Below are 23,237 nucleotides of genomic sequence, written 5' to 3' on the forward strand. Positions count from 1 at the left end.
CGGGAATCGTCCCCGCCGGAGGACCGATGCCGCCGAGGTTAGCTGAATGGCTGCGGGTTATCAGGTGGTTCGTTGCATGCCCGGATCCGGCTGTCGAAGCCGACCGCCGCCATGTGCCGCACACGCCAGGTCCTGCCCACGGCCCTTCGGTTTCGAACAGCCCGGCGTCGCTTCGCTACACTACGAGGCTACGTCACCGCCGGCAGGAAAACCGCCATGACCCGCAAGACCCTCAAGGTCGCGCTGCTGCAGGAAACCGACCGCGGCAGCCACGACGCCAACCTCGACGCGATCGAAGCCGGCCTGCGCGAAGCCGCCGCTGCCGGCGTCGAACTGGTGCTGCTGCAGGAACTGCACAACGGCCCGTACTTCTGCCAGCACGAATCGGTGGAGCTGTTCGACCAGGCCGAAAGCATTCCCGGTCCCGCCACCGCGCGCCTGGGCAAACTGGCCGACGAGTTGCAATTGGTACTGGTCGCCTCGCTGTTCGAGCGGCGTGCCGCCGGGCTGTACCACAACACCGCCGTGGTGTTCGATCGCTCGGCCGCGATCGCCGGCATCTACCGCAAGATGCACATCCCGGACGATCCCGCCTTTTACGAAAAGTTCTATTTCACCCCGGGCGACCTCGGCTTCGAGCCGATCGACACTTCGGTCGGCCGCCTCGGCGTGCTGGTGTGCTGGGACCAATGGTATCCGGAGGCAGCGCGCCTGATGGCGCTGGCCGGTGCCGAGCTGCTGCTCTACCCCACCGCGATCGGCTGGGACCCGAACGACGAACAGGCCGAAAAGGATCGCCAGCGCGATGCGTGGATCACCGTGCAGCGCGGCCACGCGGTGGCCAACGGGCTGCCGTTGCTGGCATGCAATCGCACCGGTTACGAGCCCGATCCATCGGGCGTCGGTGCCGGCATCCAGTTCTGGGGTTCCAGCTTCGTCGCCGGCCCGCAGGGAGAATTCCTCGCCCAGGCCGGCAACGATGCGCGTGCACTGTTGCTTGCAGAGGTCGATCTGGCGCGCAGCGAACACGTGCGGCGGATCTGGCCGTTCCTGCGCGATCGTCGCATCGACGCCTATGCCGATCTGCTAAGGCGCTTCCGTGACTGAGGCCCCGCTGCTTGTTCCGCATGACGATCGTCCCCATGCTTGGGTTTTCCCCGAGACCGGCCTGCTGATCGCATGAGTGTTTCCCAAACCGATCCCGCCCTGTTGTTGCCGGCCCTGCTAGGCCAGCCGATCGAGCACGTGCACCGCGATGGCGTGGAATACGTGTTGCTGGGTACCGCGCATGTCTCGCGCAGCAGCGTGGATGCGGTCGAAGCGCTGCTCGAACACGAACACTTCGACGCGGTCGCGGTGGAATTGTGCGACAGCCGCGCACAGAGCATGCGTGATCCCGAAGCGTTCAAGCAGATGGACCTTCTCAAGGTCATCCGCCAGGGCAAGGCTGGCATGGTCGCGGCAAGCCTGGTGCTGTCGACGTTCCAGAAGCGCCTGGCCGACCAGTCCGGCATCCAGCCCGGCGCCGAGATGAAGGCGGCAATGGATCGCGCCGAACAACGCGGCCTGCCGCTGTGGCTGATCGACCGCGAAGTCGGTACCACGCTCAAGCGCGCCTGGCGAAGTGTCGGCTTCTGGCAACGCTTCGGCCTGCTAGGTGGGCTGCTCGCCAGTGTGTTCGAGCGGGAGCAGATCGAACAGGTCGAGATCGAGAGGCTCAAGCAGGGCGATCTGCTGGAGGGTGCGTTCAGCGAATTCGCCAGCGAATCGAAACCGTTGTACGAAAGCCTGATCGGCGAGCGTGACGCCTTCATGGCGGCGCGCCTGCGCGAGGAAGCCGCTCAGGCGGCTTCCTCGGAAAGCCGCCGCGTGCTGGTGGTGATCGGCGCCGGCCATCTCAAGGGCCTGGGCGAACTGCTGCGTTCACAACGAGATGACCCTGCGGACAAGGTCGCCGAACTGGCCGCCACACCGCCCAAGGCGCGCTGGCCGAAGTGGCTGGCCGCCGGGTTGGTATTGCTGGTGTTCGCGGCGATTGCCTGGGCCTTCCATCGCAACACGGCGCTGGGTGCGCAGGCGCTGCTTGACTGGGTGCTGTTCACCGGCGGCTTCGCGGCTCTGGGCGCACTTGCCGCCGGCGGTCACCCCTTGAGTATCCTCGCCGCGTTCATCGCCGCTCCGATCAAGCCGTTTCGTCCCGGCATCCCCGCCGGCGGCATCAGCGCGATGGCCGAAGCCTGGGTGCGCCGCCCGCGCGTGATCGACTTCGACACCCTGCGCGACGACATCGTGCACTGGAGTGGCTGGTGGAAGAACCGCGTCGCCCGCACCTTGCTGAACTTCTTCCTGGTCAGCGTGGGCACGATCATCGGCGAGTACAGCGCCGGCATCCACATTTTCAAGAGCCTGTTCTGATCGACCAGCCGGCTGGGCCGCAGCCCGCGCATGCTACGATGCGCGCCGCCTGCAGCCTCGCCTGCAGTGCCCTCCGACATCCTGCCCGGGTGGCGAAACTGGTATACGCAAGGGACTTAAAATCCCTCCGCCGCAAGGCGATGCGGGTTCGACCCCCGCCCCGGGCACCAGCCGCTGACTTGAGTCCCACGCCCGACGCCAGCCTGAGGCTCGGGGTCCTGCATCCGGCAGCAACAAAAAACCCGCCAGCGGCGGGTTTTTAGGGCTGAACTACAGCCTTTGCGCAATGGAGGCCAAGGTCGGAATCGAACCGGCGTACGCGGCTTTGCAGGCCGCTGCATGACCACTCTGCCACCTGGCCATTGCTTGGTGCATCGCGACCGTGATGATCGCAGTTGCCTGGAAAAAACAAAACCCCGGTGAGCCGAGGCTTTGCGAAAAACTGGAGCGGGAAACGAGACTCGAACTCGCGACCCCGACCTTGGCAAGGTCGTGCTCTACCAACTGAGCTATTCCCGCATCTGAGCCGTGAATGATAGCAGAGTGCCGGCGTTTGTGAATAGCCGCAATGACACTTTTCGAATCGGCTGCGCATCCGGACGCGGCGCGGGACTGAACCATCCCGTGCAACCATCATCAGTCCCGGCCGGAAACGACAAAGCCCCGAACATGTCGGGGCTTTGTCTGCAAACTGGAGCGGGAAACGAGACTCGAACTCGCGACCCCGACCTTGGCAAGGTCGTGCTCTACCAACTGAGCTATTCCCGCATTGGAGCGGGGCATTCTAATACGTGAATGACGATCGTCAAGTCCGGATCACCCGTTCGGCGAAACGCCAATCACGCATCACCGTTTCCCTCGCGCGGCGCTCCCGGCATGTCGCCGCTCAGGATTGGCCACGCGGCGCGCAAGTAGTACATGCCCGACCAGATGGTGAGCACGCCGGCGATCACCAGCAAGGCCTCGCCGATGTGATACAGGCGCAGCGCCTCGGCGGCCTTTTCATGCTGCACGATCAGCACGACCAGCGCGACCATCTGCATGACGGTCTTGAGCTTGCCGATGAAGGCCACCTTGACGGTGGCGCGCATGCCTATCTCGGCCATCCATTCGCGCAATGCCGAAACGCTGATCTCGCGTCCCACGATCACTGCCGCCGTCACCGCCATGAGGATGCCGGGCCAGCCGCCGCGATGCGATTCCACCAGCAGGAACAGCGTCACCGCGACCATCAACTTGTCGGCTACCGGATCGAGAAAGGCGCCAAACGCCGAGGTGAGGTTCATCCGGCGCGCGAGATAGCCGTCCAGCCAGTCGGTGAATGCCGCCAGCAGGAACACGATCGCCGCGGTGATGTTGTGCCCGGGGAATGGCAGGTAGAACGCCACCACCATGACCGGCAGCAATGCGACACGAAACAGGGTGAGCCAGGTCGGCAGGTTGATGCGCATGATTTGATCCAGTGATTTGGCACAGTTTCGCACGTCGTCGCGCCAGCGCGGAGTGAACATCCGGCAGGTGTTCAGCCATGCATGCTGGCGTAGATGCGTTCGGCCAGTCCGCGATCGATGCCCTTCACCTGCATCAGTTCCTCGATGCCTGCGCCTTCCACTCCCTGCATGCCACCGAAGGCCTTGAGCAAGGCCGATCGCCGACGTGCACCGATGCCTGGAACGTCTTCCAGCACGCTGCGCTCGCGCGCCTTCTCGCGCCGCTTGCGATGGCCGCTGATGGCGAAGCGGTGTGCCTCGTCGCGCACGGCGGCGACGAGGTGCAGCGCAGGCGACGAGGAGCCCGGATGGAGTTCGCGCCCGGAGTCTGCAAGCACAAGGGTCTCCTCGCCGGCGCGTCGACCCGGGCCCTTCGCCACGCCGACGACTTCGATACCGCTGACACCGAGTTCGCGCAACACATCCAGTGCCTGCGCCACCTGCCCGCTGCCGCCGTCGATCAGCAGAATGTCCGGGCGTGCGCCCTCCCCCTCGGCCACCTTGCGGAAGCGCCGGGTCAGCGCCTGATGCATCGCGGCGTAGTCGTCGCCCGGGGTGATGCCTGCGATATTGAAGCGCCGGTAATGCGATTTCTCCGGACCCTCCGGCCCGAACACCACGCACGAGGCCACGGTCAGCTCGCCCATCGTGTGGCTGATGTCGAAGCATTCGATCCGGCGCGGCGGCGCACTCAGCTCCAGCACCTTCTGCAGGTCGTCGAAGCGCGTACCCAGCGTCTGCCGGCTGGCCAGCCGCGCGGTCAGCGAGGCCTGCGCGTTGCGCTCGGCCATCTGCAGGAACTGCGCGCGATCGCCGCGCACGCTGGATTTCAGTTCCACCGCGCGGCCGGCATGCTGGCTCAGCAGCTCGGCCAGGATGCCCTGGTCGGCCAGCGGTTCACCGAGGATGAGTTCGCGCGGCACCGGCCGGTCCAGGTAGTACTGCGCGATGAACTGGGTCAGCACGTCGGCCGGTTCTGCATCCAGCGGCAGCCGCGGAAAGAAGTCGCGCGTGCCCAGGCTGATGCCGTTGCGGAAGAACAGCACGCTGACGCAGGCCATGCCGGCCTCGATGCGGCAGGCGATCACGTCCATGTCGGCGCTGGCGCCGTGCACGTGGTGTTGCGCCTGCAACTGGCGCAGCGCGGAGACCTGATCGCGCAGCCTGGCCGCACGCTCGAACTGCAGCGCCTTGCTGGCACGCTCCATCGCCTCGGCCAGTTCGTCGATGACCGCGTTGCTGCGCCCTTCCAGGAACATCTCGGCGTGACGCACGTCGTTGCGGTAATCGTCCACGCTGATCAGGCCCACGCAAGGCGCGGTACAGCGGCCGATCTGGTGCTGCAGGCACGGCCGCGAGCGGTTGCGAAAATAGCTGTCCTCGCACTGGCGCACCTTGAACAGCTTCTGCATCAGGCTGAGGCTTTCGCGCACCGCGTAGGTGCTCGGGTACGGCCCGAAGTAGCGCCCGGGCAGGTTGCGCGCACCGCGATGGAAGGCCAGCCGCGGATAGTCCTCGCCGCTGGACAGGTAGATGTACGGATAACTCTTGTCGTCGCGCAGCAGGATGTTGTAGCGCGGCTTGAGCGACTTGATCAGCTGCGATTCCAGCAGCAGCGCCTCGCCCTCGGTGCGCGTCACGGTGATTTCCACGCGGGCGATCTGCGCCACCATCGCGGCGATGCGCGGCTCCATCCGCGGCTTCAGGAAATAGCTGCTGACGCGTTTCTTCAGGTTGCCGGCCTTGCCCACGTACAGCAGCTCGCCAGCGGCGTCGAAATGCCGGTAGACGCCGGGCGAGGAAGTGAGCGTATGGACGAAGGCCTTGCCGTCGAACGGTGGCGGTTGTGCAGGCTGCATGCTTCGGATTCTAGCGGTGCCGGAAAGCCGGATGCACCGGCATTATCTTCAGATGTGGTGGCTCAATGGTGCGTGCGCAACCACAGTTCGGCGCGTTCCAGGTCGGCCTCCGTGTCCACTCCAGGCGGAAACGGTTCGGGGGTCAGCCGCACGGCTATACCGTGGCCGTGTTCCAGCACGCGCAATTGCTCCAGCGATTCGGTCTGCTCCAGCGGCGTGCGCGACAGGCGGCTGTAGCGGTCCAGGAAGCCGGCGCGATACGCGTAGATGCCGATGTGCCGCAGGAACGGCGAGCCGGATGGCAACGCATGCCGATCGGCGGCAAATGCATCGCGCGCCCACGGCAGCGGAGCCCGGCTGAAATACAGCGCGCGGCCGTTCACGGCGCGAACCAGCTTCACCACGTTGGGATCGAACAGTTCCTCGGCGTCGATGATCGGTGTCGCCAGCGTGGCCATCGGCGCGTCGTCGCCGGCCAGCGCCTGCGCCACCGCGCGGATGCCGGCCGCGGGCGCGAATGGCTCGTCGCCCTGCAGGTTCACCACGATGCTGTCGTCCGGCCAGCCGTAATGTGACGCGCATTCGGCCAGCCGGTCGCTGCCGGAGGCATGGTCGCTGCGGGTCATGCAGATATCCACGCCGTCGAGGCCCGCCAGTGCATCGGCAATGCGCCGATCGTCCACCGCCACGACCACCTGGCTTGCGCCGGCCTGCAATGCACGCTGCGTGACCCGCGTCACCATCGGCACGCCGCCAATCTCGCGCAACGGCTTCGCCGGCAAACGGGTCGAGCCATACCGCGCGGGGATGGCGACGATGAACGGGGGGACGGCGTTAGACATGATGGCCCTTCGATCAGACGGCAAGGTAGGTCGCAACGATACACGCCTGCATCGGCATCTCAGCCGACCGCCTGCAACACGAAACCGCAGCCGTTGGCCAGTTCAAGGAAACCGGGAAAGGACGTGGCGACATGACGGCAGTCGTTGATCCGCACCGGGCCATCGGCAACCAGACCGGCCACCGCGAAGCTCATCGCAATGCGATGGTCGAGATGACTTTCCACCACGCCGGCGCCGAGCCGGCCGCCGTGGATGATCGCACCATCCGGGGTTTCGTCGATCGCCACGCCGAGTGCGCGCAGGCCGGCAGCCATGGTCGCTATGCGGTCCGACTCCTTCACCCGCAACTCGCCTGCCCCACGAATGACCGTGCTGCCGCTGGCCATCGCGGCGGCAATGAAAAGGGCGGGAAACTCGTCGATCATGTCCGGTACCAGTACCTCGGGCAACTCGACCCCGTGCAACGGCGCGTGGCGCACCAGCAGATCGCCCACCGGCTCGCCGCCGCTCTCGCGCTCGTGTGCGATCGTGATGTCCGCACCCATCAGGCGCAGCGCCTGCAGCAGCCCGGTCCGCCGCGGATTCAGGCCGACCGCAGGCAACCGCAGTGCGGACCCCTGGACGATGCTGGCGGCAACCATGAAGAACGCGGCCGAGGAAAAGTCGGCGGGCACGTCGACGTCGGTGGCACGCAGCGCATGGCCGCCGGCAAGCTTCGCCCGACCCGGCGCAAAGCTGATCGGCGAGCCGAACGCGGCCAGCATGCGCTCGGTGTAGTCGCGGGTCGGATGCGGCTCGATGATCTCGGTTTCACCGGCGGCATACAGGCCGGCCAGCAACAGCGCGGATTTCACCTGGGCACTGGCCACCGGCAGTTCGTAGCGGATGCCGTGCAGGCGCCTGCCGCCGTGTACCTGTAGCGGCGGCAGGCCGTCGCGCGTGTCGATGCGCGCACCCATCAAGGCCAGCGGATCGGTCACCCGGCGCATCGGTCGCTGCGACAGTGACGCATCGCCAATCAGGCGACTGTCGAATTCCTGGCCGGCCAGCAGGCCGGTCAGCAGGCGCATGCCGGTGCCGGCGTTGCCACAGTCGAGCGGATCGGCTGAGCCGCGCAAGCCATGCAGGCCGACGCCCTGCACGACGCGATCGCCCGCTGCGGGTGCCTCGATATGCACGCCCAGCCTGGCCAGCACGGCGGCGGTGGCGCGGGTGTCCTCGCCTTCGAGAAAGCCATGTATGCGCGACTCCCCTTCGGCGATCGCGGCCAGCATCAAGGCGCGATGGGAGATCGACTTGTCGCCGGGTATCTGCACGCTGCCGTGCAGTGGCGAACCCGATTCACTACTCCAGTCGAGACGATTCAAGCGGCTTTCTCCATGCGCGTCATCGACTCAGGGCAACGCCACCGGGTAGGAACCCAGCACGCGGATGGTTGCCGCCGATTCGCCGATGTCGTGCACTGCGGCCTGCAGCGCGTCGCCATCGATATGGCCGGAGACGTCGATGAAGAACGCGTACTGCCACTTGCCGGTATGTGCCGGCCGCGATTCGATCCGGTTCAGGCTGATGCCATGCTTGGCGAACGGGCTGAGCACATCGTACAGAGCACCCGGCTTGTCGTTGACGGTGATCAGCAGCGAGGTGCGGTCGTTGCCCGACGGCGGGAACAGCGAGCGGCCGATGACCAGGAAACGCGTGGTGTTGTCGGCGCGATCCTCGATGCCTTGCGCCACGGCCTTGAGCCCGTAGATCTTGCCGGCGGTCTCGCCGGCGATCGCCGCTGCGTCATCGGCATGTCGTGCCAGTCGCGCCGCTTCGGCATTGCTGCCGACCGCAACGCATTCGACACCCGGCAGGTTGATGCGCAACCAGGTCTTGCATTGCTGCAGCGACTGCGCATGTGCGTAGACGCGCTTGACATCGTCCAGCTTGCCGGTCAGCGAATGCAGGCATTGGTGCACGCGCAGTTCCACTTCGCCGCAGATGGTCGCCTCCGAGGTGAGGAACATGTCCAGGGTGACCTGGATCATGCCCTGCCCGGAATTCTCCACCGGCACCACGCCGAAATCGGCATGGCCGGCGGCGACCTCCTGGAACACCTCCTCGATGCTGCCCAGCGGCAGGCCGTAGGCGGCGTGGCCGAAATGCTTGCGCACGGCCTGTTCGCTGAAGGTGCCTTCCGGACCGAGAAAGCCGATCTTGAGCGGATCCTCCTGCGCCAGGCACGACGACATGATCTCGCGGAACAGCCGCACCATCTCGGCGTCGGAAAGCGGGCCGTCATTGCGGTCCACCACCATGCGCAACACATGGGCCTCGCGTTCGGGGCGGTAATAGTCGATGGCCGACAGCCCTGTCCCCTTGACCTTGGCGACCGTCTGCGCATGGTTCGCGCGCTCGGAAATCAGCTGCTGGATCTGCCGGTCGATGCTGTCGATGCGCTCGCGCATTTCGCTCAGCGGTGTCTTTGGGTCAGTCATGATTCAGCCGCCTGGATGGATAGAAGTCCAAATGAACGAACTGGCATCTTGCCTGATAGTGCCGTGCATGGCCACTCAGCCATGCCGTTGCGCGAAATCCTGCATGAACGCGACGAGGGCGTCGACGGCCTCGGGCGGGACCGCGTTGTACAGCGAAGCGCGCATGCCGCCCAGCGCCTTGTGACCCTTCAGCGCGAGCAGGCCTGCAGCTTCCGATTCCTCGAGGAAGGCGGCGTCCAGGGCGCTGTCGTGCAGGGTGAAGCGGACGTTCATGCGCGATCGCGCGGACGGCTCGATCGGGTTCCGGTAATAGCCGCCGGAACTGTCGATGGTCCGGTACAGCAACCCGGCCTTGGCCTGGTTGCGTTCGGCCATCACGGCCAGACCACCCTGTGCCTGCAGCCACTGGAAGGTCAGCCCGGCCACGTACCAGCCCCAGGTGTTTGGCGTGTTCAGCATGGAATCGTTGGCCGCCTGCTCGGCGTAACGGAAAATCCGTGCCATCGGCCGGCCCGCTCGTTGCAACAGGTCGCGGCGGATGACCATCACGACCAGGCCGGACGGGCCGATGTTCTTCTGCGCACCTGCGTAGACCAGGCCGAAGCGGGTAATGTCCAGCGGCTCGGACAGGATGTTCGAGGACATGTCGGCCACCAGCGGCACGGCGCCGACCTCGGGGATGTCATGGAACTCGACGCCGTGGATCGTCTCGTTCGGCGTGTAGTGCACGTAGGCCGCGTGCGGATCGAGTCGCCAGGTGTCGCGCGCCGGCAGCTTCAGGTAATCGTCGGCCGCGCCACTGGCGGCGACGTTCGCCCGCACGTATGGCGCCGCCTCGCTGACCGCCTTGGCACTCCAGTGTCCACTGACGATGTAATCGGCGCTATCGCCCTCGCCGGCGAGGTTCATCGGGATCTGCGCAAACTGCTGGGTGGCGCCGCCCTGCAGGAACAGCACGGCGTAATCGGCGGGAATGCCGATCAATTCGCGCAGGGTCGCCTCGGCTTGTGCGGCCATTTGAATGAAGCGTTTGCCGCGATGGGATTGCTCCATCACCGACGCGCCGCTGCCGTTCCAGTCCAGCATCTCGCTCTGTGCGCGTTCGAGTACGGCCTGCGGCAATGCTGCCGGGCCGGCGCTGAAGTTCCAGACTCTGCTCACGTGCGAGTGATCCTGTCGAGGTGTTTCACGCATTATGGCGCGGCGCAGCATGGGGCGGTCAACTGCCCTTCCGCAACCTCAGAATCGGATCAGCAGCACCAGGGCGATGCCCAGCGCCAGCACGGCGGCAGTCACGATCAGCCACCACACTTCGCCGGTCGGACCCGCCGCTTCTTCGGGCAACTGGGCCGGCAGCGGCGCAGGCAGCACGATCTCCGGCTCAGGCTCCATCCCCGGCGCATCCACCACGAAGCGATGCATCGCCACGCCGAGCTGATCGCCCGGCCGCAACGCCAGCTTTTGCACCACGACCCCATTGACCCGCAACGGATGGCGCTCGCACGGCTGGAGCACTTCCAGCAGCAATTGGCCGGCTTCCCAGTAGATGCGCAACGAGACAGTGTCGCCTTGCGGCAACTCGAGCGGGCAGCGGCCCTGCGGCCCGAGTTCCAGGCGGTCCTCCAGCGACAATACGCGTCCGGACAGCGGTCCGGCCACCGCGCGCAAGGCCACCGTGCAACGGCTCTGCTCCGGCACGATCAGCGGTATGCGCAGCTTCGGATCATCGTCGTCGCGCAACAGCATGCGGCAGTCGCCCACGCTGACCACGTCACCGGCACGCAGCAATGCGCGTTCGCGCACCGGCCGTGCGTTGACATGAATGCGATCGGCCGACGGCAGCACATGCAGCACCCAGCCACGGCGATCCTGCTGGATGCGCAGATGCCGCGCTGCCGCCTGGCTGGTGGCCAGCACGACGTCGTTGTCGGGGGCGCTGCCGATACGCAGTTGTGCGTGTTCCCAATGGAAATCCTCGCGAGCCGCGTTGGGAAATTCGATGCGCATGTGTGAACCAGTCGATAGACCGCGAAACTCTAGCATGCAGCCCGTCACGCCCCGGTGCACGGCAGGCATTAACATGTCGCGTTTTCGTCCGGAGTCCGCCATGCCCACCATCGATATCCGCCGACCGCATCAGCTGTCGATCGCCGAGGCCCGCGCCGTGGTCGACAAGGTCGCCGCGCGCATGCACGAAAAATTCGGCATGGACGGCCAGTGGCAGGGCGATACATTGCGGTTTTCCCGGTCCGGGGTCAGCGGCACGATCGCCGTCGGCGGCGACGCCATCGAGGTCAAGGCGCAACTGGGCCTGATGCTGGCGCCGTTGAAAGGCATGATCGAGCAGGAGATCCGGCGCAAGCTGGATGAACACTTCGCCTGAGAGCGCCGGGATGCCTTGATGATTCTTTAACCAACCGCCTGTTCGTGGCATACTCGTCGGCTTACGCAGCCATGACGGTTGCGCGTGAACCCCGGAACACATGGCCAAAGACGACGTCATCGAAATGGAAGGCACGGTCCAGGAGACCCTGCCCAACACCATGTTTCGTGTGCAATTGGAGAATGGGCACGTAATCATCGCCCACATTTCCGGCCGCATGCGCAAGCACTACATCCGCATCCTCACGGGCGACAAGGTCAAGATCGAAATGACCCCGTACGACCTGAGCAAGGGACGCATCACCTACCGCATGAAATAAGGCGGCACGTCCGGGCGCGCAGCGTCCCGGCGGCGTGATGGTGGTGTCGGACATGCAAAAGGCGGCGCAATGCGCCGCCTTTGCTTTGCCTGTCGTTTCTTCGGCCCGCCTGGCTTATCCGACCACCGCCGGCAACTTTTCGGCCTCCTTGCAATCGACCTTCAGCTCGCCATCGGCCACGCTCAGGCGAACCACGCCACCGTCGGCCAGTTTGCCGAACAGCAGCTCGTCGGCCAGCGCGCGCTTCACCTTCTCCTGGATCACCCGCGCCATCGGCCGCGCGCCCATCTGCGGATCGAAGCCATGCTCGGCCAGCCAGCGGCGGGCATCGGCATCCACGTCCAGGCTCACGCGCTTCTCGGTCAGCTGGCTTTCCAGCTCGATCAGGAACTTGTCGACCACGCGCAGGATGTGCTCGAAGTCGAGCGCGCCGAACTGGATGACCGCGTCCAGCCGGTTGCGGAACTCCGGCGTGAAGATGCGCCGGATCACTTCCATCGCGTCCGATTCGTGCTTCTGCTCGACGAAGCCCATGCTTCGGCGCGCGGCGATCGCCGCGCCGGCGTTGGTGGTCATCACCACTACCACGTTCTTGAAGTTCGCCTCGCGCCCGTTGGTGTCGGTCAGCACGCCGCGGTCCATGACCTGCAGCAGGATGTTGAACACGTCCGGATGCGCCTTCTCGATCTCGTCCAGCAGCAGCACCGCGTGCGGATGCTTGGTGACCGCCTCGGTCAGCAGCCCCCCCTGGTCGAAGCCGACGTAGCCCGGAGGCGCTCCGACCAGCCGCGACACCGAGTGGCCCTCCATGTATTCGGACATGTCGAAGCGGATCATCTCGATGCCGAGCTGCATCGCCAGTTGCTTGGTCACCTCGGTCTTGCCCACGCCGGTCGGGCCGGCGAGCAGGAAGCAACCGATCGGCTTGGACGGATCAGCCAGGCCCGAACGCGCCATCTTGATCGACGCGGCCAGCGCCTCGATGGCAGGGTCCTGCCCGAATACCACCATCTTGAGGTTGCGCTCGAGGTTGCGCAGCACGTCGCGATCGGACGCCGACACCTGCTTGGCCGGGATCCGCGCCATCTTGGCGACGATGTATTCGACCTCGGTGACATCGACGGTGCCGGTGCGCTGGTCTTCCGGCAACAGCCGCTGGCGCGCACCGGCCTCGTCGATCACGTCGATCGCCTTGTCCGGCAGCAAACGATCCGGGATGTGCTTGACCGACAGATCCACCGCGGCCTTCAGCGCTTCATTGGTATAGGCGACGTGGTGGTGCTCCTCGAAGCGCGAGCGCAGGCCCTTGAGGATCTCGATGCTGTCGGCCACGGTCGGCTCGACCACGTCGATCTTCTGGAAACGGCGGGCCAGCGCGCGATCCTTCTCGAATACGCCACGGTATTCCTGGAACGTGGTCGAACCGATGCAGCGCAGCTCGCCTGAGGCCAGCATCGGCTTGATCAGGTTCGACGCATCCATGGTGCCGCCCGACGCCGAACCGGCGCCGATGATGGTATGGATTTCATCGATGAACAGGATCGCGCCCGGCTGCTTCTTCAGCTGCGCGATGACGCTCTTCAGGCGCTTCTCGAAATCGCCGCGGTACTTGGTGCCGGCCACCAGCGCGCCCAGGTCGAGCGACCAGATCGTGGCGTCTTCCAGCACCTCGGGCACTTCGCCGTCGACGATGCGCTTGGCCAGGCCCTCGGCCAGCGCGGTCTTGCCCACGCCCGCCTCGCCCACGTAGAGCGGATTGTTCTTGCGGCGGCGGCACAACACCTGGATGGTGCGCTCGATCTCGTCGCTGCGACCGATCAGCGGATCGATCTTGCCTTCCAGCGCCAGTTCGTTGAGGTTGCTGGCGAATTCATGCAGCGGGTTGCCCTTCGGTTCGCCGCCCTCCTCGCCTTCGCGCTCGCTGCCGGACGCACCGGCCGCCGGCTCGTCGCCGATCTTGGCGATGCCGTGCGAAATGTAATTGACCACGTCGAGCCGGGTGATCTCCTGCTGATGCATGAAATACACCGCATGCGAATCCTTCTCGCCGAAGATCGCCACCAGTACGTTCGCACCGGTGACTTCCTTTCTGCCGGAGGATTGCACGTGATACACGGCGCGCTGCAATACGCGCTGGAAGCCCAGGGTGGGTTGCGTGTCGCGTTCATCGCCAGGCGGCAGCATCGGCACGGTCTCGCTGATGATGCGCGCCAGTTCGGCCGACAACCGCGGCAGGTCGGCGCCGCAGGCGCGCAGGGCACCAAGCGCCGACTGGTTCTCGGTCAGCGCCAGCAACAGGTGCTCCACCGTCATGAATTCGTGGCGCTGCTCACGGGCCTGCTTGTAGCAATGGCCGATGGTGACTTCAAGATCCTTGCTGAACATTCGGATCGTCTCCGGGTGCAATGTTGAGCGGCCTGCAACACCGCGATGGACACAAAATGGGGGCCGCTCAGAGCTTTTCCATAGTGCACAACAACGGATGCTGATGGGAACGTGAATATTCGTTGACGTGGGTTACCTTGGTTTCAGCAACTTCGCGGGTAAACACGCCGCACACGCCGCGTCCGCGGGTATGCACATGCAACATCACCTGCACCGCCTGCTCCTGGTCCAGGTTGAAAAAGCTGCGCAATACCTCCACCACGAAATCCATCGGCGTGAAGTCGTCGTTCAGCAGCAGCACTTGAAACAGCGGCGGTCGTGCCACTTCGGGCTTAGTGGTCTCCAGCGCCAATCCGCGACCGCTGTCGTGCTCATGTTCGGGTTCGTGGGCCATGGTTTCCTGGGGTGTCTTCTCTGATACGAAGTATACGCCGCGGCGGATCCGGCCCGTCCGGCAGTGCGTCAATCGAGGTAGTGGCACAATGGCGGCTTTTCCAGTCCCGTCCCGCTCATGGCCGCCTCCACTACCAGCACCGAGATCTGGCGACCGCACGTCACCGTCGCCTGCGTGGTGGCCGACGGCGACCGCTACCTGATGGTGGAGGAAACCGTGAACGGTCGGCTCGCCTACAACCAGCCAGCCGGCCATCTCGACGACGGTGAGAGCCTGAGTGCCGCAGCCCTGCGCGAGACGCTGGAGGAAACCGGCTGGACCGTGGAATTGCAGCACCTGATCGGCGTGCACCAATGGCGCAGCACCGAGCATGGTGACGCGGTGATTCGCTTCAGCTTCGCCGCCCGCGGCGTCAGCCACGACCCGCAGCGCCCGCTGGATACCGACATCATCCGCGCGTTGTGGCTGACCCGGGGCGAGATCGCCGCCCTGGGCGAGCGCCTGCGCAGTCCGCTGGTGTTGCTGAGCATCGACGCGTGGCTGGCGGGCCGGCGGTTGCCGCTGGACGCCCTCGACTACCTGCCTGACGGTGGCGCGAAGTGAAGGTGATGCTCGGCATTTCCGGCGGCGTCGATTCGTCAGTCGCGGCCTTGCTGCTGCAGCAGGCCGGGCACGACGTCGAGGGTCTGTTCATGCAGAACTGGGAGGAAGATGATCGTTCCGGGCCCTGCACCACCGACGCCGACCGCAAGGATGCCGTGGCGGTGTGCGGCCGGCTCGCCATACCGTTCCATGCACGCAACTTCGCGGCGGCGTACTGGGACGGCGTATTCACGCATTTCCTCGCCGAATACCGCGCCGGGCGCACGCCCAATCCCGATGTGCTGTGCAATCGCGAGATCAAGTTCAAGACCTTTCTGGACGAGGCCCACGCGTTGGGTGCCGAGAAAATCGCCACAGGACACTACGCCCGCGTGGACTTTCATGACGGCCATTACCGCCTGTTGCGCGCGGTCGACGACACCAAGGACCAGAGCTATTTCCTGCATGCCCTGGGCCAGCAGCAACTGGCCGCCACCCTGTTCCCGCTGGGCGCGATCGAGAAATCCCGTGTGCGCGAGCTGGCCCGCGAGGCGGCGCTGCCGACCCACGCGAAGAAGGACTCCACCGGAATCTGTTTCATCGGCGAACGCGATTTCCGCAGCTTCCTGGCCCAGTACCTGCCTGCCCGGCCCGGCGAGATCCGTACGCCGGACGGCGAGCTGATCGGCGAGCATCAGGGCGTGATGTATTACACCCTCGGCCAGCGCAACGGCCTGGGCATCGGCGGGCGTCACGGCGCCAGCGGCGAAGCGTGGTACGTGGTCGGCAAGGACGTACCGGCGAACGTGCTGTACGTAGCCCAGGGCGGCGAGAACCGCTGGCTGTTTTCGCAGCGGTTGCAGACGGAAGCGCCGAACTGGGTCGCAGGCCGTGCACCATCCGCCGAATTCCGCTGCACCGCGCGCACCCGTTATCGCCAGTCCGACCAGGGTTGCCTCGTCAGCGTGCGCGACGACGGCCTCGATATTCGGTTCGATGAACCACAACGCGCTGTCACGCCGGGCCAGTCGGTGGTCCTCTACGATGGCGAGGTTTGCCTGGGCGGTGCAGTAATCGCCGCCACCGATGCACCTTACGGCAGCCTGCTGCCGACGTTCGACCCTTCCCCCACGCTCCCCGCAAGAGAACAGCAACCCCGTGTTTGAAACCTTTTCCATGAATGAAGAGCGCGTGCTCGCGCTTGCCGGCCTCTTCCAGTCCTGCGCGCTCGCGCAGCAACTTGCCAACGAGGGACGCTGCGACGAGAGCGCGATGGAAGCCAGCATCGCCAGCGTGTTCCGCATCGACGCGCCATCGGTGGTCGGGGTTTACGGCAACATCTCCAATGTGCGCATCGGCCTGCGCAACCTGATCGCACAGCTCGACGAAAGCGACCGCGACATGGCGGTGACGCGCATGGTGGTGACCGTGATGCGGCTGGAACGCAGCTTGTCCGGCCGGCCCGACCTGCTCGATAAGCTTCAACAGGGCATCGTCGCCGCGCAACGGCAGGTCGAGCATTTCGGCCAGGGCTCGCCCCAGGTCAGCAGCCGCCTGGCCGAGCTCTACGCATCCACCCTGTCGATCCTGAAGCCGCGGGTGATGGTCAGCGGCAACCCGCAGCAACTGCAGCTGCCCATTGTGGTGGAAAAGGTGCGCGCCAATCTTCTCGCCGCGATGCGTTCGGCGGTGCTGTGGCGACAGGTCGGCGGTCGCCAGTGGCAGTTGCTGCTGTACCGACGCCAGTGCAGCATGCTGGCACGCGGCCTGCTGACCGGGGTAACCCTGGATCATCGCTGACGACACCTTCGGGATCGACAAAAGCAAACGGCGGGCATCTGCCCGCCGTTTTCCGTCCATGGGTGGAACTCCCTTGCGATAACTGTTGAAACTCTTTTCGAGGCTCATCCCTGCAGCGCAGGGATGAGCCAGCTCAGAACGCCACTTCGCCAAACACGCCGAATTCGTTCGTCTTCACGTTCTGCACGTGCAGCGGCACCGGCGTGGTCACCGACTTGTCGGCCTTCTCGTGCTTCCACACGCCGGCCAGCTTGAAACCCTTGGTGATCTGGAACTCGACGCCGGCGTTGTAGTAGACGTCCTTGTTGTCGCGATCCAGGGTCCTGCTGAGCTTGGCATTGTCGTAGCGGGCGAACAGGTTCACGCCATCGGCGATCGCCACGCTGCCCCACAGCGAATAGCCATTGGCCTTGTCCGTCGCCGTGGTGAGCACGTTGTTCCAGTTTTTCGCCGTGAAGTACTCGGCACCGAGACGGAACGCGTCACTGGCGTAGGCCACCATCAGGTCGCCGCGCTGGGCGGTGTTCGGTGCATTGGTGTTCTCGGTCTCCTGGCCGCGATGGCCGCTGTAGCCGCCGATCGCCACGATCATGTTCTCGAAAGGAACGAAGCCGACGCGGCCTTCGAAGTCCACACCCTTGCTGCGGCCCGGGTTCTTGTAGCCATTGCCGTTGACGATCGAGACCGCGTAGTTGAGCGACTTGCTGCTGCCGATGTCGCCGCCGAGGTGCAGGCCCCAGTCAGCCGAGTTGCCGTACTTCAGGCGATCGGTCAGCGTGTTCTCGACGTAACGGAAGCCGTAGTACTTCTCGGCGAACGGGATCCAAGGCATGTCGGCCGAACCAACGCGGAACACGGCCGCCTGGTCGAACTTCGCCTGCACGTACGCCTTCTTGACGAACAGGTTGGTTTCGCCGTCGCTGCTGACGTAGTTGAAATCGGTGGTGAGGTTGGCCGACCACACATCGTTGAACTTGTGGTCGACGCCGAGGTAGAAGCGCTTCACGTCGAGACCCAGGCCGGATGCATTGGTCTTGCCCGTGTCGCTGTTCTTCTGGTCGATGCTGGTGAAGTCGAAGTACATCTTGCCGGACAGGGTCGTGTTGTTGATGGCCTTTTCCAGCGCAGCGAATTTCTTGTCGCTGGCCGCGGTTACATTGGTCGCCTTTTCGACCGCCTGGCCAGTACTGACGTTGATGTCGGACTGCGCGTCGGTGCGATGTTCCAGCTCGTCGACCTTGGCTTGCAACGCTGCAAGCTGCGCCTTCAGCAACTCGACGTCGCTGTTGCTGACAGCCGGTGTCGTGGTCGCCCGGTGCTGTGCCGGGGCCGCGGCGACGGTGAAACTGGTGACGCCCAGGCCGGCAGCAATCGCCACCGCAATCAGTTTGGAACGCATGTCATTCTCCGCAAGTTTGGTGGGAAACATCTCAACCGCCCCCTCGATCCGATAGCCGGCTAGCGATTAGTTAACAAGTGTGCCGAGCCAATTTGACGTTTGGATGCATCTTTCGTGACACATTCAAGACAGTCCCGGGGGACGGTACTACGCACGCCATCCGGAGCGCGCTGATATGCTTTGTGAATGGAAATTTTCAGCAACAGCACTGCGCCACGCATGGCGGAACGGTTTCGCGGCTTTCTTCCGGTGGTGGTCGACGTCGAAACAGGCGGCTTCGATGCCGAACACGATGCCTTGCTGGAAATCGCCGCCATCCCCCTGCTCATGGATGCAGACGGCTACCTGCGGCTGCAGCCCACCGTGTCCACGCACGTCGAACCGTTCCCCGGCGCGAATCTCGATCCGCGCTCCCTGGAAATTACCGGCATCGATCCATACAACCCGCTGCGCGGCGCGCTGGCGGAGCGATTGGCGCTGGATCATATCTTCCATGCCGTGCGCGAGGCCGTGCGCGAAGCCGGTTGCCAGCGGGCGATCCTGGTCGGCCACAACGCCGGGTTCGATCTGGGCTTCCTGAATCAGGCCGTGCGCCGCTGCGGACACAAACGCAATCCGTTCCATCCATTCAGCTGTTTCGACACGGTCAGTTTCGGTGGCCTGGCCTTCGGGCAGACCGTATTGAGCAAGGCCGTGCTGGCTGCCGGCCATGCGTTCGACAGTCGCGAAGCGCATTCAGCGGTGTATGACGCCGAACGAACCGGAGAACTGTTCTGCACGGTGGTCAATCGCTGGCGTCAGCTCGAGCTGCTCGAGCAGGCACACAGCGGCCTCGATGCGGCTTGAGGGGACGGCAGCCTGCCGCAAACTCGGCTTTTGTCCCCCTGTTTCCGGTTCCCTATTTCCCGTTCCCGGTCTAAAGATGACAGCTTGTCATCTTCCTGAAACATTCATTTCATCCAATGGCAACACGAAAAGCCTGAAATAGCGGGGTCGCATCCGACTTCCCTCCAAGGAGCTACCGTGTTGACCATCAGCAAACTCCCGCTTCGCTTCGCCGCCGTCGCCACGCTTGCCGTGGCCTCGAGCTTCGGTGTGGCCGCCCACGCCACCGACATCACCGGCGCCGGATCCAGTTTCGTCTACCCGGTCATGTCCAAGTGGTCGGCCGCGTACGCCGAGAAGACCGGCAATCATCTCAACTACCAGTCGGTCGGCTCCGGCGCCGGCATCGCCCAGATCAAGGAAGGCACCATCGACTTCGGCGCCTCCGACGCTCCGATGAAGGCGGAAGACCTGCAGAAATACGGCCTCGGCCAGTTCCCGATCGTGGTCGGCGGCATCGTGCCGGTGGTCAACATCGCCGGTGTGCAGGCCGACCAGGTCAAGCTGGACGGCGCCACCCTCGCCGACATCTTCCTGGGCAAGATCACCAACTGGAACGACCCGAAGATCGCCGCGCTCAACGCCGGCCTCAGCCTGCCGGCCGGCAAGATCACCGTGGTGCATCGCTCGGACGGTTCGGGCACCTCGTTCAACTTCACCAACTACCTGTCCAAGGTCAGCCCGGAATGGGCCAGCAAGGTGAAGTTCGGCACCGCCGTGGAATGGCCGACCGGCGTGGGCGGCAAGGGCAACGAAGGCGTCTCGCAGTACGTTCGCCAGATCAAGGGTTCGATCGGCTACGTCGAATACGCCTATGCGGTGAAGAACAAGCTCGCCTGGGTCGACCTGAAGAATGCCGCCGGCAACTACATGAAGCCGAGCGCTGATGCCTTTGCCGCCGCGGCCGCCACTGCCGACTGGGCCAGTGCCAAGGACTTCAACCTGATCATGACCAATGCACCGGGCGCCAAGGCATGGCCGATCACGGCTACCACCTGGATGATCATGTACAAGACACCGAAGAACGCCAGCAACAGCAAGGTCGCCTTCGACTTCTTCAGGTTCGCGCTGGAGCATGGTCAGCAGTCCGCCAGCGAGCTGGACTACGTGCCACTGCCGAATGCGCTGGTCAGCAAAATCGAGGCGTACTGGGCTGCAGAATTCAAGCATTGATGCCTGGTTGACGCTGTGGGAGCGGCTTCAGCCGCGATGCTCTCGCGACAGACGCATCGCGCTGAAGCCGTTCCCGCAAAGGCCGCACAGATCAATTCGATAACCCATCGGAACACCAAGCCCCATGCCAGTTGTCGACATCGCACCCAGCATCCTCGAACAGCGCAGCCGCCGTGACGCCCGTCACGAGCGGCTGTTCCGCTGGCTGTTGAAGGGCTGCGCGCTGATCGTTCTGGCCGCGCTGCTTGGTGCCGCCGGCGCCACGCTGTGGGGCGGTCGCGATGCGTTTGCCACGTTCGGCTGGCACTTCCTGGTCAGTTCGGAGTGGGATCCAGGCAACGACGTCTACGGCGCCCTGGTGCCGGTCTACGGCACCATCGTCACCTCGCTCATCGCCCTGCTGATCGCGGTACCGATCAGCTTCGGCATTGCACTCTATCTTTCCGAAGTCGCGCCGGCCTGGTTGCGCACGCCAGTCGCCTCGGCGATCGAATTGCTCGCCGGCATCCCCTCGATCATCTACGGCATGTGGGGGCTTTTCATCTTCGCCCCGTTCTTTGCCGACCATATCAAGCCGTGGTTGACCAGCAACCTCGGCAACAAGCCCGACGACGGGAAGCTGTCGTGGGTGGCCCAACACGTGCCGTTCGTCGGCAAACTGTTCGGCAGCGACTACCCGTTCGGCGCCAGCATCCTGGTCGCCGGCATCGTGCTGGCGATCATGGTCATCCCGTTCATCTCATCGGTGATGCGCGAGGTGTTCCAGACCGTGCCGACACGGTTGAAGGAGTCGGCCTATGCGCTGGGCTCCAGCACCTGGGAGGTGTCGTGGGACATCGTGCTGCCGTACACCCGCTCTGCGGTGATCGGTGGCATCTTCCTCGGCCTCGGCCGTGCGCTGGGCGAGACGATGGCAGTGACCTTCGTTCTGGGCAACGCCATGCATCTGTCAGCCTCGTTGCTCGATCCGGGGACCTCGATCGCGTCGACCATCGCGAACCAGTTCAGCGAGGCGTCCGGCCTGCAGAAGTCCGCGCTGATGGCGCTGGCCTTCCTGCTGTTCGTGGTCACTTTCATCGTGTTGCTGATTGCTCGATTGATGTTGCGCCGACTGGCCAGCAAGGAAGGTCGCTGATGAACTCGCCCTACCTGCGCCGTCGTATCACCAACGCGCTGGCGATGTTGCTGAGCACGCTGGCCACCTTGGTTGGTCTGGCGTTTCTGGCCTGGATACTGTGGGAAACCCTGCGCCGGGGCATCAGCGCGCTCGACTTGAAACTGTTCACCAAAATCACGGCTTACGGCGAGGATGGTGGCCTCGCCAACGCCATGGTCGGCAGCCTGATCATCAATTTCATCGGCATCGCGATCGCCACCCCGATCGGCGTGCTGGCCGGTACCTGGCTGGCCGAATACGCGAACCGCACGAAACTCGGCGAGTCGATCCGCTTCCTCAACGACATCCTGCTGTCGGCGCCGTCGATCGTGATGGGCCTGTTCGTCTACACCATCATCGTATTGCCGAGCACCGCGCTGACCCATGGCTCGACCTCGTTCTCCGGTTTCGCCGGCGGCGTGGCGCTGGCGTTGATCGCGCTGCCGGTGATCGTGCGCACCACCGACGAGATGCTGCGGCTGGTGCCGTCGACGCTGCGCGAGGCGGCACTGTCGCTCGGCGTTCCACAGTGGAAGCTGACCCTGCAGATACTGATACGCGCGGCACGCTCCGGCATCATCACCGGTGTGCTGCTGGCGCTGGCGCGGATCAGCGGCGAGACCGCACCGCTGTTGTTCACCGCGTTCGGCAACAACTACATGGCTATCAACCCGATCGAGAAGATGTCCAGCTTGCCGCAGATCATCTACCAATACGCCAACGACCCCGGCGATGCGATGCACGCTCTGGCCTGGGCCGGCGCTTTCGTGATAACCATGTTCGTGCTGCTGCTGAGCCTCGGCTCGCGCCTGATCCTTTCCCGCACCAAGGTGTCCCATGACTGATTCCGCCATCGCCACGAACCCGACGCCGGTGGTGGCCGCAGCGGCGGTGTCTCCGAAACTCACCGTGCGCGATCTGCACTTCTACTACAACGGCTTCCATGCGCTGAAAGGCATCGACATGGATATCCCGGAGAAGCAGGTCACTGCCATCATCGGTCCGTCCGGCTGCGGCAAATCAACCCTGCTGCGCATCTTCAACCGGATCTACGCGATCTACCCGAAGCTCGAAGCGAAAGGCTCGATCGAACTGGACGGCGAGAATATCCTCGATCCCGGTTACTCGATGAACCGCCTGCGCAGCAAGGTCGGCATGGTGTTCCAGAAACCGGTGCCGTTCCCGATGACGATCTTCGAGAACGTCGCCTACGGCATCCGCCACCACGAAAAATTGTCGAAAGCGGACATGGAGAACCGCGTCGAGCAGGCCTTGCGCAGTTCCGCGCTGTGGGACGAGGTGAAGGACAAGCTCAAGCAGAACGCACTCGGCCTCTCCGGCGGCCAGCAACAGCGGTTATGCATTGCCCGCGCGATTGCACTGAAGCCCGAGGTGCTCCTGCTGGATGAACCGACTTCCGCGCTCGACCCGATCGCCACCGGCCGCATCGAGCAACTGGTGGAAGAACTGAAAAGCCAGTTCACCATCGTCATCGTCACCCACAACATGCAACAGGCCGCGCGCGTCTCCGACCTCACCGCCTTCATGTACCTGGGCGAAATGATCGAGTTCGACCAGACCGAGAAGATCTTCACCAAGCCAAGCAAGAAGCAGACCGAGGATTACATCACCGGCAGGTTTGGTTAACTAGATACTCCCTCTCCCTCCGCGA

Annotated in this window: 22 protein-coding genes and 4 tRNA genes; 13 read left to right on the forward strand and 13 right to left on the reverse strand. The window is 64.5% G+C overall.

Annotated features, from left to right (window positions below):
* The first annotated feature begins 216 nt into the window (after window positions 1–216).
* From CIW53_RS12605 to CIW53_RS12615, 3 genes are all read left to right on the forward strand, one after another.
* Complete coding sequence (locus tag CIW53_RS12605) at window positions 217–1,107, forward strand: carbon-nitrogen hydrolase (protein ID WP_149365088.1); 891 nt, start codon at window positions 217–219, stop codon at window positions 1,105–1,107.
* 72 nt (window positions 1,108–1,179) lie between these two features.
* Window positions 1,180–2,415 (forward strand): TraB/GumN family protein, encoded by a 1,236-nt coding sequence (locus tag CIW53_RS12610; protein WP_149365089.1) that lies wholly within the window; start codon window positions 1,180–1,182, stop codon window positions 2,413–2,415.
* Window positions 2,416–2,498: 83 nt separating this feature from the next.
* A tRNA-Leu gene (locus tag CIW53_RS12615) sits at window positions 2,499–2,585 on the forward strand.
* A gap of 117 nt (window positions 2,586–2,702) precedes the next feature.
* Here the strand turns inward: CIW53_RS12615 and CIW53_RS12620 are convergent.
* The 10 genes from CIW53_RS12620 to CIW53_RS12665 form a co-directional block, all read right to left on the reverse strand.
* Window positions 2,703–2,776: transfer RNA gene (locus tag CIW53_RS12620), tRNA-Cys, on the reverse strand.
* Between the two features lie 82 nt (window positions 2,777–2,858).
* A tRNA-Gly gene (locus CIW53_RS12625) sits at window positions 2,859–2,934 on the reverse strand.
* A gap of 173 nt (window positions 2,935–3,107) precedes the next feature.
* Window positions 3,108–3,183 (reverse strand) — tRNA-Gly (locus CIW53_RS12630).
* Window positions 3,184–3,254: 71 nt separating this feature from the next.
* Window positions 3,255–3,866 carry a CDP-diacylglycerol--glycerol-3-phosphate 3-phosphatidyltransferase gene (pgsA, locus tag CIW53_RS12635; protein ID WP_149365090.1) on the reverse strand — a complete coding sequence of 204 codons (612 nt, stop codon included), beginning with the start codon at window positions 3,864–3,866 and terminating at the stop codon, window positions 3,255–3,257.
* A gap of 71 nt (window positions 3,867–3,937) precedes the next feature.
* Window positions 3,938–5,764, reverse strand: coding sequence for an excinuclease ABC subunit UvrC (uvrC, locus tag CIW53_RS12640; RefSeq protein ID WP_149365091.1), 1,827 nt, complete (start codon window positions 5,762–5,764; stop codon window positions 3,938–3,940).
* Window positions 5,765–5,826: 62 nt separating this feature from the next.
* On the reverse strand, window positions 5,827–6,606 hold the full coding sequence (gene kdsB, locus CIW53_RS12645; protein ID WP_149365092.1) for a 3-deoxy-manno-octulosonate cytidylyltransferase: 780 nt from the start codon (window positions 6,604–6,606) through the stop codon (window positions 5,827–5,829).
* 59 nt (window positions 6,607–6,665) lie between these two features.
* Window positions 6,666–7,973 carry a 3-phosphoshikimate 1-carboxyvinyltransferase gene (aroA, locus tag CIW53_RS12650; RefSeq protein WP_149365093.1) on the reverse strand — a complete coding sequence of 436 codons (1,308 nt, stop codon included), beginning with the start codon at window positions 7,971–7,973 and terminating at the stop codon, window positions 6,666–6,668.
* 27 nt (window positions 7,974–8,000) lie between these two features.
* Complete coding sequence (gene pheA / locus CIW53_RS12655) at window positions 8,001–9,089, reverse strand: prephenate dehydratase (RefSeq protein ID WP_149365094.1); 1,089 nt, start codon at window positions 9,087–9,089, stop codon at window positions 8,001–8,003.
* 75 nt (window positions 9,090–9,164) lie between these two features.
* Entirely contained in the window at window positions 9,165–10,250 is a 1,086-nt protein-coding gene (gene serC / locus CIW53_RS12660; protein WP_149365095.1) for a 3-phosphoserine/phosphohydroxythreonine transaminase, read from the reverse strand.
* A 78-nt stretch (window positions 10,251–10,328) separates the two neighbouring features.
* Window positions 10,329–11,096, reverse strand: coding sequence for an FHA domain-containing protein (locus CIW53_RS12665; RefSeq protein ID WP_149365096.1), 768 nt, complete (start codon window positions 11,094–11,096; stop codon window positions 10,329–10,331).
* A 100-nt stretch (window positions 11,097–11,196) separates the two neighbouring features.
* Between CIW53_RS12665 and CIW53_RS12670 the strand changes: the two genes are divergently transcribed.
* Together CIW53_RS12670 and infA are read left to right on the forward strand one after the other, a co-directional pair.
* Window positions 11,197–11,472, forward strand: a complete 276-nt coding sequence (locus tag CIW53_RS12670; protein WP_149365097.1) for a polyhydroxyalkanoic acid system family protein — start codon at window positions 11,197–11,199, stop codon at window positions 11,470–11,472.
* Between the two features lie 100 nt (window positions 11,473–11,572).
* Window positions 11,573–11,791 carry a translation initiation factor IF-1 gene (infA, locus tag CIW53_RS12675; RefSeq protein ID WP_007508585.1) on the forward strand — a complete coding sequence of 73 codons (219 nt, stop codon included), beginning with the start codon at window positions 11,573–11,575 and terminating at the stop codon, window positions 11,789–11,791.
* 114 nt (window positions 11,792–11,905) lie between these two features.
* Here infA and clpA read toward each other — a convergent pair whose 3' ends face one another.
* Both clpA and clpS read right to left on the reverse strand, forming a co-directional pair.
* On the reverse strand, window positions 11,906–14,176 hold the full coding sequence (gene clpA / locus CIW53_RS12680; RefSeq protein WP_149365098.1) for an ATP-dependent Clp protease ATP-binding subunit ClpA: 2,271 nt from the start codon (window positions 14,174–14,176) through the stop codon (window positions 11,906–11,908).
* A gap of 67 nt (window positions 14,177–14,243) precedes the next feature.
* Window positions 14,244–14,570, reverse strand: a complete 327-nt coding sequence (gene clpS / locus CIW53_RS12685) for an ATP-dependent Clp protease adapter ClpS (RefSeq protein ID WP_149365099.1) — start codon at window positions 14,568–14,570, stop codon at window positions 14,244–14,246.
* 117 nt (window positions 14,571–14,687) lie between these two features.
* On the opposite strand from clpS, the gene CIW53_RS12690 reads away from it, so the two are divergent.
* Genes CIW53_RS12690 through hflD form a run of 3 tightly spaced genes read left to right on the forward strand, consistent with a single transcriptional unit; the run spans window position 14,688 to window position 16,952 of the window.
* Complete coding sequence (locus CIW53_RS12690) at window positions 14,688–15,173, forward strand: NUDIX hydrolase (RefSeq protein WP_149365100.1); 486 nt, start codon at window positions 14,688–14,690, stop codon at window positions 15,171–15,173.
* Window positions 15,170–16,318 (forward strand): tRNA 2-thiouridine(34) synthase MnmA, encoded by a 1,149-nt coding sequence (gene mnmA / locus CIW53_RS12695; RefSeq protein WP_149365101.1) that lies wholly within the window; start codon window positions 15,170–15,172, stop codon window positions 16,316–16,318. The genes CIW53_RS12690 and mnmA overlap by 4 nt, the downstream gene beginning before the upstream one ends.
* 10 nt (window positions 16,319–16,328) lie before the next feature.
* Window positions 16,329–16,952: a high frequency lysogenization protein HflD gene (gene hflD, locus CIW53_RS12700; RefSeq protein ID WP_149365102.1), complete on the forward strand. Its 624-nt coding sequence runs from the start codon at window positions 16,329–16,331 to the stop codon at window positions 16,950–16,952.
* 133 nt (window positions 16,953–17,085) lie between these two features.
* Here hflD and CIW53_RS12705 read toward each other — a convergent pair whose 3' ends face one another.
* Window positions 17,086–18,351, reverse strand: a complete 1,266-nt coding sequence (locus CIW53_RS12705) for a porin (protein WP_149365103.1) — start codon at window positions 18,349–18,351, stop codon at window positions 17,086–17,088.
* A 186-nt stretch (window positions 18,352–18,537) separates the two neighbouring features.
* On the opposite strand from CIW53_RS12705, the gene rnt reads away from it, so the two are divergent.
* The 5 genes from rnt (at window position 18,538) to pstB (ending at window position 23,212) form a co-directional block, all read left to right on the forward strand.
* Window positions 18,538–19,197, forward strand: a complete 660-nt coding sequence (gene rnt / locus CIW53_RS12710) for a ribonuclease T (protein ID WP_149365104.1) — start codon at window positions 18,538–18,540, stop codon at window positions 19,195–19,197.
* A 180-nt stretch (window positions 19,198–19,377) separates the two neighbouring features.
* Entirely contained in the window at window positions 19,378–20,409 is a 1,032-nt protein-coding gene (gene pstS / locus CIW53_RS12715) for a phosphate ABC transporter substrate-binding protein PstS (RefSeq protein ID WP_172969677.1), read from the forward strand.
* 124 nt (window positions 20,410–20,533) lie between these two features.
* A complete protein-coding gene (gene pstC, locus CIW53_RS12720; protein ID WP_149365106.1) occupies window positions 20,534–21,544 on the forward strand; it encodes a phosphate ABC transporter permease subunit PstC in 1,011 nt (336 codons plus the stop codon).
* On the forward strand, window positions 21,544–22,410 hold the full coding sequence (gene pstA / locus CIW53_RS12725; protein WP_149365107.1) for a phosphate ABC transporter permease PstA: 867 nt from the start codon (window positions 21,544–21,546) through the stop codon (window positions 22,408–22,410). The genes pstC and pstA overlap by 1 nt, the downstream gene beginning before the upstream one ends.
* Entirely contained in the window at window positions 22,403–23,212 is an 810-nt protein-coding gene (gene pstB, locus CIW53_RS12730) for a phosphate ABC transporter ATP-binding protein PstB (RefSeq protein WP_149365108.1), read from the forward strand. Before pstA ends, pstB begins: the two co-directional genes overlap by 8 nt.
* Window positions 23,213–23,237: the final 25 nt, after the last annotated feature.

The organism is Rhodanobacter sp. T12-5 (assembly GCF_008329435.1).
In the GTDB taxonomy this organism is placed as follows: Bacteria; Pseudomonadota; Gammaproteobacteria; order Xanthomonadales; family Rhodanobacteraceae; genus Rhodanobacter.